General features: G+C 69.1%; 15 protein-coding genes, 1 rRNA gene and 1 riboswitch. Of the genes, 4 read left to right on the top strand and 12 right to left on the bottom strand.

The window, feature by feature from the left end; genetic code table 11:
- The first annotated feature begins 151 nt into the window (after positions 1 to 151).
- From modA to ACIQPR_RS38010, 3 genes are read left to right on the top strand one after another with little or no spacing between them, the layout of a single operon-like run.
- Positions 152 to 973: a molybdate ABC transporter substrate-binding protein gene (gene modA, locus ACIQPR_RS38020; RefSeq protein WP_403658231.1), complete on the top strand. Its 822-nt coding sequence runs from the start codon at positions 152 to 154 to the stop codon at positions 971 to 973.
- Complete coding sequence (modB, locus tag ACIQPR_RS38015; RefSeq protein WP_403658228.1) at positions 970 to 1,827, top strand: molybdate ABC transporter permease subunit; 858 nt, start codon at positions 970 to 972, stop codon at positions 1,825 to 1,827. The genes modA and modB overlap by 4 nt, the downstream gene beginning before the upstream one ends.
- Positions 1,824 to 2,876: an ABC transporter ATP-binding protein gene (locus ACIQPR_RS38010; protein ID WP_403658225.1), complete on the top strand. Its 1,053-nt coding sequence runs from the start codon at positions 1,824 to 1,826 to the stop codon at positions 2,874 to 2,876. Before modB ends, ACIQPR_RS38010 begins: the two co-directional genes overlap by 4 nt.
- 71 nt (positions 2,877 to 2,947) lie before the next feature.
- Here the strand turns inward: ACIQPR_RS38010 and gcvP are convergent, their stop codons facing one another.
- Positions 2,948 to 5,833: an aminomethyl-transferring glycine dehydrogenase gene (gene gcvP / locus ACIQPR_RS38005; RefSeq protein WP_403658222.1), complete on the bottom strand. Its 2,886-nt coding sequence runs from the start codon at positions 5,831 to 5,833 to the stop codon at positions 2,948 to 2,950.
- A 180-nt stretch (positions 5,834 to 6,013) separates the two neighbouring features.
- Positions 6,014 to 6,109: riboswitch (glycine riboswitch) on the bottom strand.
- Positions 6,110 to 6,223: 114 nt separating this feature from the next.
- Here gcvP and ACIQPR_RS38000 point away from each other — a divergent pair.
- Positions 6,224 to 6,595, top strand: coding sequence for a PRC-barrel domain-containing protein (locus ACIQPR_RS38000; RefSeq protein WP_403658219.1), 372 nt, complete (start codon positions 6,224 to 6,226; stop codon positions 6,593 to 6,595).
- Here the strand turns inward: ACIQPR_RS38000 and ACIQPR_RS37995 are convergent.
- The 11 genes from ACIQPR_RS37995 to rrf all read right to left on the bottom strand — a co-directional run.
- Complete coding sequence (locus tag ACIQPR_RS37995; RefSeq protein WP_403658216.1) at positions 6,517 to 8,019, bottom strand: DNA polymerase IV; 1,503 nt, start codon at positions 8,017 to 8,019, stop codon at positions 6,517 to 6,519. The genes ACIQPR_RS38000 and ACIQPR_RS37995 overlap by 79 nt on opposite strands.
- 55 nt (positions 8,020 to 8,074) lie before the next feature.
- Entirely contained in the window at positions 8,075 to 8,719 is a 645-nt protein-coding gene (locus tag ACIQPR_RS37990; protein WP_403658213.1) for a MerR family transcriptional regulator, read from the bottom strand.
- 216 nt (positions 8,720 to 8,935) lie between these two features.
- Positions 8,936 to 9,409 (bottom strand): bifunctional nuclease family protein, encoded by a 474-nt coding sequence (locus tag ACIQPR_RS37985; protein ID WP_006123076.1) that lies wholly within the window; start codon positions 9,407 to 9,409, stop codon positions 8,936 to 8,938.
- Positions 9,410 to 9,494: 85 nt separating this feature from the next.
- The gene (locus ACIQPR_RS37980; RefSeq protein WP_403658209.1) at positions 9,495 to 10,232 is read right to left on the bottom strand and encodes a MerR family transcriptional regulator; all 738 of its coding nucleotides are present in this window, start codon (positions 10,230 to 10,232) and stop codon (positions 9,495 to 9,497) included.
- Between the two features lie 44 nt (positions 10,233 to 10,276).
- Complete coding sequence (locus tag ACIQPR_RS37975; RefSeq protein WP_403658206.1) at positions 10,277 to 11,158, bottom strand: FHA domain-containing protein; 882 nt, start codon at positions 11,156 to 11,158, stop codon at positions 10,277 to 10,279.
- A gap of 61 nt (positions 11,159 to 11,219) precedes the next feature.
- Positions 11,220 to 12,056: a DUF881 domain-containing protein gene (locus ACIQPR_RS37970; RefSeq protein WP_403658203.1), complete on the bottom strand. Its 837-nt coding sequence runs from the start codon at positions 12,054 to 12,056 to the stop codon at positions 11,220 to 11,222.
- Between the two features lie 5 nt (positions 12,057 to 12,061).
- A complete protein-coding gene (locus ACIQPR_RS37965) occupies positions 12,062 to 12,394 on the bottom strand; it encodes a small basic family protein (RefSeq protein ID WP_019059351.1) in 333 nt (110 codons plus the stop codon).
- Complete coding sequence (locus ACIQPR_RS37960; RefSeq protein ID WP_403658909.1) at positions 12,391 to 13,227, bottom strand: DUF881 domain-containing protein; 837 nt, start codon at positions 13,225 to 13,227, stop codon at positions 12,391 to 12,393. The genes ACIQPR_RS37965 and ACIQPR_RS37960 overlap by 4 nt, the downstream gene beginning before the upstream one ends.
- 167 nt (positions 13,228 to 13,394) lie before the next feature.
- Positions 13,395 to 15,890, bottom strand: coding sequence for a sugar phosphate nucleotidyltransferase (locus ACIQPR_RS37955; protein WP_403658200.1), 2,496 nt, complete (start codon positions 15,888 to 15,890; stop codon positions 13,395 to 13,397).
- A gap of 114 nt (positions 15,891 to 16,004) precedes the next feature.
- Positions 16,005 to 16,613: a CDP-alcohol phosphatidyltransferase family protein gene (locus ACIQPR_RS37950; RefSeq protein ID WP_403658197.1), complete on the bottom strand. Its 609-nt coding sequence runs from the start codon at positions 16,611 to 16,613 to the stop codon at positions 16,005 to 16,007.
- Between the two features lie 111 nt (positions 16,614 to 16,724).
- A 5S ribosomal RNA gene (gene rrf / locus ACIQPR_RS37945) occupies positions 16,725 to 16,819 on the bottom strand; the annotation flags it as partial.

Raw genomic sequence — 16,819 nt, 5'->3', positions numbered from 1 at the left:
ATGCACACCCCACATGCGAACAGCGCAGCTCATGCGATGCGACAGGAGACTTATGCCTTGCATATGCGGCAGTATCATCGCGGCACGGCCGTTGCGGCCGGGCAAGGGCGCGACGACCCCTTATCAGCAGAATCAGAGGAGTAGAACCGTGATGACCCGTTCCGCGCGTCGGACCCGCCGGACCCTTCAGGTCGCGGGGGCCGGAGCCGCCGCGCTGCTGGCCCTGAGCGCCTGCTCCTCCAGCGACGACTCGTCCTCCTCGAAGTCCGACACCTCGGCGTCCGCGTCCCCGAAGATGTCCGGCACCGTCACCGTCTTCGCCGCCGCCTCGCTCCAGGAGTCGTTCACGACCCTGGGCAAGGAGTTCGAGGCGGCCCACCCGGGCACCAAGGTCACCTTCAACTTCGGCGGCAGCGACACCCTCGCCGCGAGCATCACCGGCGGCGCCCCGGCCGACGTGTTCGCCGCCGCCAGCCCCAAGACCATGGCGATCGTCACCGACAAGGGCGACGGCGTCGGCACCCCGGCCACCTTCGTGCGCAACCAGCTGGAGATCGCGACCCTGCCGGGCAACCCCGACAAGGTGACCTCCCTCAAGGACCTCACCAAGTCCTCGCTGAAGGTCGTGCTCTGCGACAAGACCGTGCCCTGCGGCGCGGCGGCCCAGAAGGCGCTCACCGCGAGCAAGTTGAAGCTCACCCCGGTCTCCTACGAGGCGGACGTCAAGTCGGCCCTCAACAAGGTGGTGCTGAAGGAGGCGGACGCGGCGGTCGTCTACAAGACCGATGTGCACGCGGCCGGCAGCAAGGTGGAGGGCGTCGAGTTCCCCGAGTCCGCCAACGCCATCAACGACTACCCGATCGTCCTCCTGAAGAACGCGCCCAACGCGGTCGCCGCCAAGGCGTTCATCGCGCTGGTGCAGTCCGCCGAGGGCCAGAAGGTGCTGTCGGCCGCGGGCTTCCTCAAGCCGTGACCGAGCCCGACACCTGCGACGCCGCGGCCGAGACCCTGAAGGGCGGGCCGCGGCGTCGCCGTGTCCGGACGGCCGGACGCGGGGTGCCGCTGCCCCTGCTGCTGCCCGCGCTCATCGGCCTGGCGTTCCTGCTCCTCCCCCTGATCGCCCTGCTCGTCCGGGCCCCTTGGCGGTCCCTGCCGTCCCAGCTCACCAGCGCACAGGTCTGGCAGGCCCTCCAACTCTCCCTGCTGAGCGCGACCTTGGCGACGGCGGTGTGCCTGGTCCTGGGGGTGCCGCTGGCCTGGCTGCTGGCCCGCACGGAGTTCCCCGGCCGGGGAGTCGTCCGGGCGCTGGTGACCCTCCCGCTGGTCCTGCCCCCGGTGGTGGGCGGTGTGGCGCTCCTCCTGGCGCTGGGCCGCAACGGCGTGGTGGGCCAGTGGCTGGACTCGTGGTTCGGCATCACGCTGCCCTTCACCACGACCGGTGTCGTGGTCGCGGAGGCGTTCGTGGCGATGCCGTTCCTGGTCATCAGCGTCGAGGGCACCCTGCGCGCCGCCGACCCGCGCTACGAGGAGGCCGCCCAGACCCTCGGCGCCTCCCGCTTCACCGCGTTCCGCCGGGTCACGCTACCCCTGATCGCCCCGGGCATCGCGGCGGGCTCGGTGCTCGCCTGGGCCCGCGCGCTGGGCGAGTTCGGCGCCACGATCACCTTCGCCGGCAACTTTCCCGGCCGTACCCAGACCATGCCCCTCGCGGTCTATCTGGCCCTCCAGAACGACCCCGAGGCGGCCATCGCCCTCAGCCTGGTCCTGCTCGCCGTGTCGATCGCGGTGCTGGCGGGACTTCGGGACCGCTGGATGACGACCTCATGACCTCACCCGACAAGGGCCTCGACGCCCATCTCGTCGTGGACCGCGGCACCTTCCGCCTGGACGTCGAACTGGCCGCCGCCCCCGGCGACGTCGTCGCCCTCCTCGGCCCCAACGGCGCCGGAAAGACCACCGCGCTGCGCGCCCTGGCCGGCCTGGTGGACCTGACGGACGGTCATCTACGGCTGGACGGCGCCGAGTTGGACCGTACGCCACCGGAGTCACGCCCGGTGGGAGTCGTCTTCCAGGACTATCTCCTCTTCCCGCACCTGACCGCGCTGGACAACGTCGGCTTCGGCCCGCGCTGCCAGGGCGCGACCAAGGCGGAGTCCCGGGCCGTTGCCGCCGAGTGGCTGGAGCGGATGGGCCTCGCCGCGCACGCGGGTGCCAAGCCCCGCAGACTCTCCGGCGGCCAGGCCCAACGCGTCGCCGTGGCAAGGGCGTTGGCGACCCGCCCGCGCCTGCTGCTCCTCGACGAACCCCTCGCGGCCCTCGACGCCCGCACCCGCCTGGACGTGCGGGCCCAACTCCGCCGCCATCTGGCTGAGTTCGAGGCGGTGGCGGTCCTGGTCACCCACGACCCCCTGGACGCCATGGTGCTGGCCGACCGGCTGGTGGTGATCGAGCAGGGCACGATCGTCCAGGAGGGCGCCCCCGCCGACATCGCCCGCCGCCCGCGCACGGACTACATCGCCCAACTGGTGGGCCTCAACCTCTACAAGGGCCGCTCCGACGGCCACACGGTCACCCTGGACAGCGGCCCGACGATCACCACCACGGAGGATCTCGACGGCGAGGTGTTCGTCGCGTTCCCGCCGAGCGCGGTGACCCTGTTCCGGGACCGCCCCACCGGCGCCAGCGCCCGCAACCTGTGGCACTGCGAGGTCGCGGGCCTGGAGACCCACGGCGACCAGATCCGCGTGGACCTGACGGGCGAACTCCCCCTGGCGGCGGACCTGACGACAGTCGCGGCAGCCGAACTGGACCTGCACCAGGGGGCTTTGGTCTGGGCAACGGTCAAGGCAACCCAGACTCACTCGTATCCCGCGTGAGCACCCGCGCCCCGTTTCTAGGGGCGCGGGGAACTGCGCGACCAGCCACGACGGCGCAGCAGCCGAAAAACTCAGTCCTCGTACGCGTCCAACGGCGGGCAGGAGCAAACCAGGTTCCGGTCCCCAAACGCCTGGTCGATCCTGCGCACCGGCGGCCAGTACTTGTCAGCGACGGACACCCCGGCCGGGAAGACCGCCTCCTCACGCGAATACGCGTGCCCCCACTCCCCGCCCAGCGCGGCAGCGGTATGCGGCGCGTTCCGCAGCGGGTTGTCCTCGGCGGGCCACTCCCCCGCGCCGACCTTCTCGATCTCCCCGCGAATCGCGATCATCGCCTCGCAGAACCGGTCCAGTTCGATCAGGTCCTCGGACTCGGTCGGCTCGATCATCAGCGTCCCGGCCACCGGGAACGACATGGTCGGCGCGTGGAAGCCGTAGTCGATGAGCCGCTTGGCGATGTCGTCGACGGAGACACCCGTCGCCTTGCTGATCGGCCTCAGATCGATGATGCACTCGTGCGCGACGAGCCCGCCGGGCCCGGTGTAGAGCACGGGGTAGTGCGGTTCGAGCCGCTTGGCGATGTAGTTGGCGGAGAGCACGGCCACCTGCGTGGCGCGCTTGAGCCCCTCGCCGCCCATGAGCCGGACGTACGCCCAGGAGATCGGCAGAATCCCGGCCGAGCCCCACGGAGCGGCGGAGATGGGCCCCACGCCCGTCTCCGGACCGGCGGCGGGCTGGAGCGGATGGTTCGGCAGATACGGCGCCAGGTGCGCGCGCACGCCCACCGGCCCGACACCAGGCCCGCCCCCGCCGTGCGGAATGCAGAACGTCTTGTGCAGGTTCAGATGCGAGACGTCGCCGCCGAAGTGCCCCGGCTTGGCGAGCCCCACCAGGGCGTTGAGGTTGGCGCCGTCGACGTAGACCTGCCCGCCGGCCTCGTGCACCTGCGCGCAGATGTCGGCGACGTGCTCCTCGAACACCCCGTGCGTGGACGGGTAGGTGATCATCAGCACCGACAGCTCGTCGCGGTACTGCTCGATCTTCGCCCGCAGATCCGCTACGTCGATCTCGCCGTCCTCGGCGGTCTTGACCACGACGACCTTCATCCCGGCCATCACCGCGCTCGCGGCGTTCGTGCCGTGCGCGGACGACGGGATGAGACACACGGTCCGCTGCTCGTCCCCGTTGGCGCGGTGGTACCCGCGCACCGCCAGCAGCCCGGCCAGCTCGCCCTGCGAGCCTGCGTTGGGCTGCAACGACACCTTGTCGTACCCGGTGACCTCGGCGAGCCGCTCCTCCAACTCCCGGATGAGCGTGAGGTATCCCTGCGCCTGCTCGGCGGGCGCGAAGGGGTGCAGCTGCCCGAACTCGGGCCAGGTGACAGGCTCCATCTCGGTGGTCGCGTTGAGCTTCATCGTGCAGGAGCCCAGCGGGATCATGCCCCGGTCGAGCGCGTAGTCGCGGTCGGCCAGCTTTCGCAGGTAGCGCAGCATCGCGGTCTCGGAACGGTGGTCCCGGAAGACGGGGTGCGTGAGGTACGCGTCGGTCCGCAGCAGCGCCTCGGGCAGCGTGTCCTCGGCACTCGCGTCCAGCGCCTCGATGTCTCCGTCGACCCCGAACGCGGTCCATACGGCGGCCAGTTGGGCACGCGTGGTGGTCTCGTCGCAGGCGATCGACACCTGGTCCGCGTCCACGAGACGGAGGTTGACGCCGTCCTCGCGGGCGGCGGCCACGACCTCGGCGGCCCGGCCGGGCACGCGTGCGGTCAGCGTGTCGAAGTAGCCGCCGTGCACGACCTCGACCCCGCCGGCGGTGAGCCCGGCGGCGAGGATCGTGGCGTAGCGGTGCGTGCGCCGCGCGATGCCCCGCAGCCCGTCCGGCCCGTGGTAGACGGCGTACATGCCGGCCATGACGGCCAGGAGCACCTGGGCGGTGCAGATGTTGCTGGTGGCCTTCTCACGGCGGATGTGCTGCTCGCGGGTCTGGAGGGCGAGGCGGTAGGCCTTGTGTCCGTCGGCGTCGACGGAGACTCCGACGAGCCGGCCGGGCAGGCTGCGGGCGAACTTCTCGTGCACCGCCATGTATCCGGCGTGCGGCCCGCCGAAGCCCATCGGCACCCCGAAGCGCTGGGTCGTACCGACCGCGATGTCCGCGCCCAGTTCGCCCGGCGACTTGAGCAGGGTGAGCGCGAGGAGGTCGGCGGCGACGGTGACGAGAGCTCCGAGTCCGTGCGCCTGCTCGATCAGCGGCTTGAGGTCGCGTACGGCACCGGAGGCGCCCGGGTACTGCACGAGCACGCCGTTGATCTCGCGCTCGGCGAGGTCGGCCGGGATGCCCTCGGCGAGGTCGGCGACGACGACCTCGACACCGGCCGGCTCGGCGCGGGTCTCGATCACGGCGATGGTCTGCGGCAGCGCGTCCGCGTCGACCAGGAAGAGGCCCTTCTTGTTCTTGCCCATGCGCCGGGACAGGGCCACGGCCTCGGCGGCGGCGGTGCCCTCGTCGAGCAGGGAGGCGCCGGAGGTCGGCAGCCCGGTGAGGTCGGCGACCATGGTCTGGAAGTTCAGCAGGGCTTCGAGCCGACCCTGCGAGATCTCCGGCTGGTACGGCGTGTAGGCCGTGTACCAGGCCGGGTTCTCCATGACGTTGCGCAGGATCACGGGCGGGGTGAACGTGCCGTAGTACCCGAGCCCGATCATGGAGCCGAGGACCTCGTTGCGGTCCGCGAGGGAGCGCAGTTCGGCCAGCACCTCGGCTTCGGTGCGGGCACCGGGCAGGTCCAGGGAGTCGGCGTTCTTGATCACATCGGGGACCGCGGCGGCCGTGAGCTCGTCGAGCGAGCCGTAGCCGACCTGCGCGAGCATCTTGGCCCGTGCTTCCTGGTCGGGGCCGATGTGGCGCTGCTCGAACGGAATGCCCTGTTCGAGCTCGGAGAGCGAGGGGCGAGGGGCGGTCATTTCGGGAGGCCTCCTGGTCGGACACGACCTTCGAGGGCACCACGACAGTGGGGTGCCCGGACGGCCTCCCCCTCTGTCATCTCAACCTGAGAGCTTCACCGGCCACCCGAAGGTCACCGGTTTTCACCGTCGGTGAGAGCGAGGGCCGTCGCCGGCACCCGCCCTGCTTTCCAGAGTGACCTCGTCCGTGCGGTACGTGAGCCTGAGAGATTCCGGGGAGGATTTGCTCCTTCGGCGCCTCCGATGAAGTCTGGAGGACTCTCCCGCACGGGGTCAGCAGCCGCTGGCCAGCCTACCAGCGAGCGACGAAGCCGGGCCTTCGAGTGGCCACCGGCCCGAATGTGCTCTTTTGTAGAGTTTACGGATGAGTTGCGACCAGGAGGAGGGCCCGTGCAGACCGATATCGATCCGCGCAACCTGATCGGCCGCAAGGCGTTCGACCGCACCGGCGCCAAGATCGGCACGATCGACGAGGTCTACCTCGACGACGCGACCGGCGTGCCGGAGTGGGCGGCCGTACGCACCGGCCTGTTCTCCAGGGACGCCTTCGTCCCCCTGGAGCCCAGCGAGCTGATCGAGGGCACGCTGCACATCCCCTTCGACCGCTCCCTGATCAAGGACGCCCCCGACTTCGGCGTGGGCCGCCATCTCTCCCCCGACCAGGAACTCCAGCTCTACCACCACTACGGCCTGGACGTGGCCCCGCCGCCGTCCCTCCCGGACAGGGACTTCGGCAAACTGGCGGGCTCGGACGACGGCTGAGCCGAAACGGCGGGCGGGCCGACGGGTCTTCGGTCCTCCGGGGGCGGCACCAACTGCCCTGACCCGTCGGCCGGTTCACCCGTGTCCAGCGTCACCAACGGCAACGGCTGAGCCGGCTCCAGCTCGGGATCGTCCGTCCTGAACGTCCGGACCCGCCCCGGTCCGACATCTCCCGGCGTCTCGAACCGCACGGTGACCCGCCCCAGCCCGCTGCCCTGCACCCACCCGTGCCCGAACCCGCGGTGGTGCACATCGTGCCCCGCGGGCCAGCGTCGCTCCACGAGCGCGGGCTGCTCCCCCTCACCGTCCTCCTCCTCGGTGTGCTCCTCCTCAAGAAGGTCGACCTGCTCCCCCGCCGCCTGTGCGAACAGGTCCTCCTGCGTGTAGTCGGCGAGCCCGGAGACCCCGACTCCGAGCAGCCGCACCCCACCCGTGGTGTCCACGGAGTCCAGCAGCCGGGCCGCAGCCTCCCGCACCACACCGGGGTCGTCGGTGGGCCCGCGCAACGTCTCGGACCGGGTCAGCGTCGAGAAGTCGTACCGCCGCACCTTGAGCACGATGGTGCGCCCCGACAGGCCGGCGCCCCGCAGCCGCCGCACACACCGGTCGGCGAGGCGCTGCACCTCCAGTCCCACCCGGACCCGGTCGTGGATGTCGACGTCGTAGGTGTCCTCGACCGACACCGACTTGGTCTCCCGCTCGGCCACCACGGGCCGCTCGTCGTGGGCCAGCGCCATCGCGTACAGCGCGTGCCCGTGCGCCTTGCCCACCAGCCGTACGAGCTCGTCCTCGCCCGCTTCGGCGATCTCGTCGACCGTGGTGATCCCGGCCCGCCGCAGATGGTCGCCCGTGGCCGGTCCGACCCCCGGCAGCGTGCGCACCGACAGCGGCCCGAGCAGGGTCCGCTCGCTCCCGGGCTCGATCAGCACCAGCCCGTCGGGCTTGGCACGCTCGGAGGCGATCTTCGCGAGCATCTTGGAAGCGGCCAGGCCGACCGAGCCGGTGAGTCCCGTGACGGCCCGTATGTCGGCGCGCAGCCGCTCCCCGGCCCGGCGGGCCGACTCGCCGTCCCAGGCCGCCCGCCCGGCCTCCAGGTCCACGAACGCCTCGTCCAGGCTCAACGGCTCCACGAGCGGCGACAGCGCCCGCAGCAGCGCCATGACCTGCTCGCTGATCGACCGGTAGAACCCGAAGCGGGGCACGAGATAGGCCGCGTTCGGAGCGAGTCTGCGCGCCTGGGCCATGGGCATCGCCGAGTGCACCCCGAAGACCCGCGCCTCGTACGACGCGGTGGCCACCACACCGCGCGGTCCGAGCCCGCCCACGACGACGGCCTTCCCGCGCAGGCTCGGCTTGGACGCCTGCTCCGCCGAGGCGAAGAAGGCATCCATGTCGAGATGCAGGATCGTGGGCGCGGTTCTCACATCTCCGATGCTGCCCTACGCCACTGACAATGCCCCGCTACGGCTCCGGCGGGGCTCAGACGGCCCGGTTGCGCCGCCTGGCCAGCTCGTCGGCGGGGTTGGAGCCGACGAGCGTCTCGCCGGTGTCGACACGCTCCCCGTGCAGCTGCGACAGGGCGCTCTCCACGTCCCGCCACACCACGCCCACGGCGATCCCGAAGACGCCCTGGCCGCCCTGGAGCAGGGCGTGGACCTCGTCGGGCGAGGTGCACTCGTAGACCGTGGCGCCGTCGCTCATCAGCGTCATGCGCTCCAGATCGCGGAAGTCGCACTCCCTCAGGTGCAGGACGGCGCTGCGGATGTTCTGCAACGACACGCCCGTGTCGAGGAACCGCTTGACGATCTTCAGGACGACCACGTCCCGGAAGCTGTAGAGACGCTGCGTCCCCGACCCGTGCGCGGGCCGCACGCTGGGCTCGACGAGCCCGGTGCGTGCCCAGTAGTCCAACTGCCGATAGGTGATGCCGGCCGCCGCACAGGCCGTGGGGCCCCGGTAGCCGATCTGCTCGGACGCCATGGACGCCGCCCCTCCGCTGCTCGGCACGGCAGTGGGTCGATGCGGAGCGTGATCGGCCGCACTGCCATGAAGCGGGTACGGGCCACTGTCCCCGAAACTGCGTTCCGGGGCACCCCCAGCCGTACCGTCGCCGCTGCTTCTCACGCCGACCTCCGTCCTTGACCTGCCTTCACGACGGTAGGCAGTCACCCGGGGTGCGTCAACGATCGCCACGCTAGGCACGCCGAGTGATAATCACCCTTGGGGTGGTTTCCCGTACCCCACCGCGGGGAAAGGCTAGCCGAATGCGCTCGCGGGGAGCCGCAGGACGCTCTCACACGCCGGTGGCAAATGCCGGCATTTCCGCTCCGGCCCTCGATCTCACTGGCTGTTGGTGCCGAAGTCCTCGGGAGAGATCTGGTCGAGGAACTCGCGGAACTTCTCCACCTCGTCCTCCTGCTCGTCGGGGATCGCGATACCCGCGTCGTCGAGCACGCCGTCGCTGCCGTAGATCGGCGTCCCGGTGCGCAGCGCCAGCGCTATGGCGTCGGACGGACGGGCGCTCACCTCGACTCCGCTGGCGAACACCAGCTCGGCGTAGAAGACGCCCTCACGCAGATCCGTGATGCGCACTTCGGTGAGCTCCTGGCCGACGGCCTCCAGCACGTCCTTGAACAGGTCGTGGGTCAGCGGTCGTGCGGGGGCCATGCCCTGCTGCGCGAAGGCGATCGCCGTCGCCTCCCCGGGCCCGATCCAGATGGGGAGGTAGCGGTCGCCTCCCACTTCACGCAGGAGCACGATCGGTTGGTTGGAGGGCATTTCGACCCGGACACCTACGACATCGAGCTCGTTCACACAGCAACCCTAGGCCGTGCCCGGGACGTTTGGGTAGTCGGGCCGGGATCGGGTGACCGATCAAGCGCCGTCGATCCGGCCCGGCTCAGGGCAGCCGGACACCGAGCGCGGTCTGCACCAGTGCCGCGTGCAGCTTCACCGTGAGCCCCGCCAGCTCCTTCGTACGAGCCTCCGCGTGGGCCCTGGTCTGCGGATTGCGGTGCCGCTTGAGCGGGGCGACCACCTGGTCGACGAGCCCGGCCTCGCGGTCCGCGGCGGCCTTCATCGCGCGCAGGTGCCGGGGTTCGATCCCGAACCGCCCCAGTTCCAGGACCAGCCCGGCGACGGTGACGGCTTCCGCGTCGTACACGCCGTCCGGCAGTGGAGCGATGAGTCCGTACGACTCCCACTCGTCGAGTTCCTTGTCGCCGATCCCCGCGGCGGCCATCAGTTCGGCCCGCCCGATCCGGGCCACCGTGGGCGCCTCCACGGGCTCCAGGACGACTTCGCCGTCCCGCTGACGGCCCACGGTGGGCAAGGGGGCGGCCTCCCCGCGCTCCATGGCGTCGAGGTGCTCGCGGATCACCTTGAGCGGCAGATAGTGGTCCCGCTGCATGCGCAGGACATGGCCGAGGCGTTCGACATCGGCGGGGCTGAACTTGCGGTAGCCGGAAGGGGTCCGCTGCGGCTCGATGAGCCCCTCCGACTCCAGGAAACGGATCTTGGAGATGGTGACTTCGGGGAACTCGTCGTGCAGCGTGTTCAGCACCGTGCCGATGCTCATCAGGCCGGTGTCCGTGGCGGCGGTGCCGTGCCCGGCACCGCCGCTCGGTGTTTGAAGCATGGACCTTCCTGGGGGAATCCCCCCGGACCCAGTCCGAGGGAGGGTCAGTAACCCCGCTGGCTCGCGTAGAACACCAGCCGGTACTTGCCGATCTGCACCTCGTCACCGTTGGCCAGCGGAACCGAGTCGATGCGCTCACGGTTGACGTAGGTGCCATTGAGGCTGCCGACGTCGGCGACCGTGAAGGAACCGTCGGCGACGCGCCGGAACTCCACATGACGGCGCGAGACCGTCACGTCGTCCAGGAAGATGTCGCTCTGCGGGTGACGGCCGGCCGTGGTCAGCTCGCCGTCCAACAGGAAGCGGCTGCCCGAGTTCGGACCGCGACGCACCACCAGGAGCGCCGAGCCCAGGGGCAGCGCGTCGACGGCCGCCTGCGCCTCCGGGGAGAGCGTGGGCATCTGCGTCTGACCGGTCACCTCGGCGTCGTAGGCCTCAAGACCGGAGATGGAGATCGTGGACGTCGTCTCGGACGCGCGCTCCGGGGTCACGCCGGGTCGCAGCGGCGCACCGCAGTTGGAGCAGAAGCGGCTGTTCTCCGCGTTGCGGTTACCGCACCTCGTACACACCAGGGCCGACATAGGGGAAAACCCTCCACCCGTACTTGAGGTTGACGGTTGCCCGAAACCTATGTCGCCGGACTGCGCAGGGTCAACCGACGGCGCGCCCTGACCAGCGACCTGGTCGCGGAACAGCGGGCGCTGGCCCTCCGCGTCCGGTTGTGAGCGGTGGCGAGCGGTCTGATTGTCGCTGCCCTCTTTCGCACTCTTGCCGAACAACTTCGCAAACAACTTCACGGGCGATTCCCCTTGACCGAAACAGACCCGCCCGTGGGGCAGGACGAACCCTGATTGAACACACCGGTCGACCCGGACATCCTCACAACGTCCGTATCCACCAGACAGTTTCCACCACGCACCACCCAATCGGTGCGTCGACCCCCCGCAACCTCATGCCCTCGCCGGACGGTCCCCATGCACCCCCGGTTCACCGGGAGGACGACCGAGCGTAGTCAGGCTGCTTCGCGGCCCGCAAGGCATCCACGACGATCTTGCTCGACCGCCCGACGGTGACGGTGGCCTGCTCCTTCTCAAGAGTCTGCACCACACCTCCAGGGATGTTGAGCGCCGGTTCGAGATCCTGCGGATTGCCGATGACCTTGAAACGATAGGGGGCGTTGATCTTGTTCCCGTCGACGCTCACGCTCTTGTCGGAGTCCGTCAGATAGGTGCCGGCCACCACACGTACACCGTTCACCTGGATCGCCTCCGCGCCCGCGGCGCGCAACTCCTGGACCGCATCGAGCAGCATGTCCGCCTCGACCGTTCCCTTCGTGTCGTCGATGGTCATCGTGATGCCGGGTCCCTGCGCGGCCACGGTGCCCGCCAGAATGCCGAGTTGCTTCTCCTTCTCGGCCGTCTGCTTGCGGGCCTCCTCGGCCTGGTCGGAACTGTTCTCCAGCTCGTCGCGCTGTTTCTGAAGACCCTGCTTCTCGTCCTCAAGACGCTGAGTACGGTCATCCAGTTCATCGAGGATGCGTACAAGATCTTCCTGCCGGGCCCCGCGCAGCGCGCTGTCACTGTTGCTGTTCGAGGCCACCTGTACGGCCAGCCCGAAGCCGAGGCCGAATAGCAGCACGGCGACGATGAGTTGGGCCCTGCTGGCGCGCGGCGGCCACAGGCCCTGCACCAGCCGCTGCCGGCCCGTGAGGGTGGGAGCGGACGGCTCCTCGGCGACCGGCGCCTCCGAAGAGGCAGACGCCGGTACCTCCTCGGGCAGTTCCCTGCGCAGCCTGTTCTCCGGCCGCTCGTCCTCGTTGCTCATCGACGTCACGCCCGGAAGACGTGCCGGCGAATGGCCGCGGCGTTGGAGAAGATCCGGATCCCGAGAACCACCACCACGCCCGTGGACAGTTGGGCGCCTACGCCCAACTTGTCGCCCAGGAACACGATCAGCGCGGCCACCACGACGTTCGACAGGAACGACACCACGAAGACCTTGTCGTCGAAGATGCCGTCGAGCATCGCCCGCAGACCGCCGAAGACGGCGTCGAGCGCCGCGACGACGGCGATCGGCAGATAGGGCTCGACGACCACCGGCACCTCAGGCCGGACCAGGATTCCGGCCACCACTCCCACGATGAGGCCCAGTACGGCGATCACGATGTGCCCTTCTCAGTTCTCGGCTGTGCTGTACGTACGATCACACTCGGCGCGGCGGGCAGCCGGAGATCACTCTCCACGGCGATGGTCGCCCTGATGCCGTAGTTGTCTTCCAGAGCGTTCAGATAGAGCCCGTCGGCACCGTTCTGGAAGCTCGTGCTCAGGTGCCTGCCGTCCCCGACCGCGAGGACCGTGTAGGGCGGCACCAGTGGCTTGTTGTCGACCAGTATCGCGTCGCCCGCGGCCCGGATCGCCGACAGTGCCGTCAGCCGCTGCCCGTTGACGGAGACGGCCTCGGCACCGGCCGCCCACAGTCCGTTGACGACGCGCTGCATGTCCCGGTCGCGCACGCGCCCGGTGTCGGAGAAGTCGGCGGTCTCGCGCGGGTCGTCGCCTCCGCCGCTGCTGGCTTCCTTCGCGTCGTCCACGACGAGCTTCACGCCGGGGCCGTGCACCGCGGTGGCACCGGACAGCATGCTCACCAGGTCCGCCTGGCCGCTGCCGCCGCTCGTCCTCAGCGCGGCCCGCTGCCGCGCGCTCACATCGTCCCGGAGCGTGTCGACGGTGCTTTCCAGCTTGTCCGCCGACTTGGTCTCTTTGTCGATACGGTCGATCAGCTCCTGGCGCTCCTTGGCCACCACGGGGGCGGCCACCCGCGCCTGTGCCGCACCCAGGGTCACCACCAGGGCCGCCAGTACCAGGCCGGCGGCGAGCCCGAGCTTCGCCTGGAGCGTCTTGGGCAGGCCGCCCGCGCCCGCCGCCTTCTTCCGGGCGGCGGCCTCGGCGTAGCCATCGTCGAGGCTGTGGTCCATGACGTTGGTGAGCAGCGACATGGACGCGTCCGGGCGCGAAGGGCGCGCGGGTGTGCTCCGAACGGGGGGCTGCTGCGGCATGCCGCACATCGTCGCACGTGGTGGCCTGTACCTCCGAATGGCCCCACCGGCATGCCGGACAGGCCCCCTTGGGGAGACATGTCCGGCACGCGCGCGTGCTCCGCGTTTTACCGTCCGGCGCTGTCCACGACCGCCGACCACTCGTCCAACAGGGCCTGCGCGGAAGCGTCGTCGGGCCCTTCGGCCCACAGATGCGTGACCGCCTCGGCCGGGTCGGGCAACACCATCACCCAGCGCCCGTCGGTCTCCACGACCCGTACTCCGTCCGTGGTGTCGACAAAGCGATCGCCGGCCGCTTCCACGACCCGGCGCATCACAAGACCCTTCACGGCCCAGGGAGTCGCGAGGTCCCGCTTCAGGACGTGCGCCCGCGGAATCCGGGCGTCGATCTGACTCAGCGTGAGCTGCGTCCGCGCCACCAGCCCGATAAGCCGTACGAAGGCGGCGGTACCGTCGAAGACACTGCTGAACTCCGGGATGATGAACCCGGCCTTGCCGTCCCCGCCGAAGATGGTCGACTCGTCACGCCCGACCCTGGTCAGGTCGTCCGGCGAGGTCGTCGTCCACTCGACCTGGGTCCCGTGATAGGCCGCCACCTGCTCGGCGATCCTCGTGGTGGTCACCGGCAGCGCCACCCGCCCGCTGCGCCGCTCTGCGGCCACCAGGTCGAGCATCACCAGCAGCGCCCGGTCGTCCTCGACGATCCGCCCCTTCTCGTCGACGAGCGACAGCCGCTCGCCGACCGGGTCGAACCGCACTCCGAACGCGGCCCGCGCGGAGGCCACGATCTCACCGAGCCGCACCAGCCCCGACCGCCTTGAGTCCGCGGTCTCGGTCGGCCTGGACTCGTCGAGACCGGGATTGATCGTCAGCGAGTCCACCCCGAGTTTGCCGAGCAGGCTGGGCAGCACGAGCCCGGCGCTGCCGTTCGAGGCGTCCACGACGACCTTGAGGCCCGAGTCCGCGATCCCGGTCGTGTCGACATTCCGCAGCAGAGAACCGGTGTACGAGTCGAAGACGCTGGCCGGGAAGTGCAGGTCGCCGATCTCACCGGGGAACGCACGCCGGTACTCCTGCCGCGCGAACACCCGGTCCAGCTTGCGCTGACTCCCCTGTGAGAGGTCGGCGCCCTGGCTGTCGAAGAACATGATGTCGACGGAGTCCGGCACACCGGGCGTGGTCCGGATCATGATCCCGCCGGCACTGCCCCGCGCGGTCTGCTGCCGGGCCACGGGCAGCGGCACGTTCTCCAGGTCCCGTACGTCGATGGCGCTGGTCTGCAGGGCGGAGATCACCGCCCGCTTGAGCGCACGGGCACCTCGGGAGTGGTCGCGGGCCGTGGTGACCGTGGAGCCCTTCTTGAGGGTCGTGGCGTAGGCACCGGCGAGGCGCACCACCAGTTCCGGAGTGATCTCCACGTTCAGGATGCCGGACACACCGCGCGCACCGAAGAGATGCGCCTGCCCTCTGGACTCCCAGATGACCGAGGTGTTGACGAAGGCACCGGCTTCGATCGTCTTGAACGGGTAGACCCGTACGTTGCCCTGCACGATCGATTCTTCACCGATCAGGCACTCGTCACCGATGACGGCGCCGTCCTCGATCCGGGCGGCACGCATGATGTCGGTGTTCTTTCCCACCACACAGCCACGAAGATTGCTGTGCTGGCCGACGTAGACGTTGTCGTGCACCACGGACTTGTGCAGAAAGGCCCCGGTCTTCACGACGACGTTGGACCCGACGACGGTGTGCTCACGAATCTCGGCGCCGGCCTCGACCTTGGCGTAGTCACCGATGTAGAGCGGCCCGCGGAGAACCGCGTCGGGGTGCACCTCGGCGCCCTCGGCCACCCATACGCCCGGCGACAGTTCGAAGCCGTCGATCTCGACGTCGACCTTGCCCTCCAGGACATCGGCCTGCGCCTTCACATAGCTCTCGTGAGTGCCGACGTCCTCCCAGTAGCCTTCGGCGACAAAGCCGTAGACCGGCTTGCCCTCCTTCATCAACTGCGGGAAGACATCGCCGGACCAGTCGACGGGAACATCGGCCTCGACATAGTCGAAGACCTCGGGCTCCATCACATAGATGCCCGTGTTCACCGTGTCGGAGAAGACCTGGCCCCAGGTCGGCTTCTCAAGGAAACGCTCGACCTTTCCCTCCTCGTCGACGATGGTGATGCCGAATTCCAGCGGATTGGGCACCCGGGTCAGACAGACCGTGACCAGCGCGCCCTTTTCCTTGTGGAAATTGATCAGTTCGGTGAGGTCGAAGTCGGTCAGGGCATCACCGGAGATGACAAGGAAGGCATCGTCCTTCAACGCCTCTTCGGCGTTCTTGACGCTTCCGGCGGTACCGAGTGGCTTCTCCTCATTGGCATACGAGAGCTCCATGCCGAGCTCTTCGCCGTCACCGAAGTAGTTCTTGACCAGCGAGGCCAGGAACTGCACGGTGACTACGGTCTCATTGAGCCCATGCCTTTTGAGCAGCCTCAGCACGTGCTCCATGATCGGTCGATTGACCACGGGCAACAGTGGCTTGGGCATGCTTGAGGTCATGGGGCGAAGGCGTGTGCCTTCGCCTCCGGCCATCACTACGGCCTTCATGTCGGAAGCGTCCTCCTCTGAGAGACGACGGTCTAGCCGACTTCACCAGTCCAGATTGTCCCGCACTTTTGCGCAACGGGCCATCGAGCGACTGTTACCGCCCCATCGGCAAGGTCAGTCGGCCGTGGCATCCGCGCGCAGCAGGCGGCGGACTTGTACCACGTAGAGGACTCCTGCCCACCAGTACAGCGTTGTACCCCATCCGGCGAACGCCCATCCGAAAATCGCTGCGAGTGACGGAAGCCATCCGCTTCCGTCACTGAGCAGCAGCAACGGGAACGCGTACATCAGGTTGAAGGTCGCGGCCTTACCCAGGAAGTTCACCTGCAACGGCGGATAGCCGTGCCGCCTGAGGATGCCCACCACCACGAGCAGAACCAGCTCCCGCGCCAGCAGTACCGCGGTCAACCAGATTGGCAGAATCTCGCGCCAGGTGAGTCCGACGAGAGTCGAGAGAATATAGAGCCGGTCCGCAGCGGGATCAAGAAGCCGGCCGAGGCTGCTGATCTGGTTCCAGCGCCGCGCGAGCTTACCGTCCAGGTAGTCGCTGATCCCGCTCAGCATCAGCACCAGGAGCGCCCAGCCGTCGCTCTTGGGGCCTCCGAACTCGGGCCTGAGGATCAACCACAGGAAGATGGGTACGCCGACCAGGCGTGCCATGCTGAGGATGTTCGGGATGGTGAGCACCCGGTCTGTCTGGACGCGGGTCTCCTGGACCTCCACCCGGGGGCCTCCTGTGGGGAAAACGAGCCGACGATGCCCCCTGACCTTACCCCAACGCAAAAAAGCTCTGGCTCTTGGGCTGCATGCCCAAGAGCCAGAGCTCTAAAAGGAGTTCGGCGGCGTCCTACTCTCCCACAGGGTCCCCCCTGCAGTACCATCGGCGCTGTAAGGCTTAGCTTCCGGGTTCGGAATGTAACCGGGCGTTT

The sequence above is a fragment of the Streptomyces sp. NPDC091280 genome (assembly GCF_044768565.1).
GTDB lineage: Bacteria > Actinomycetota > Actinomycetes > Streptomycetales > Streptomycetaceae > Streptomyces.
This window is presented reverse-complemented; position numbering and strand designations above follow the sequence as displayed.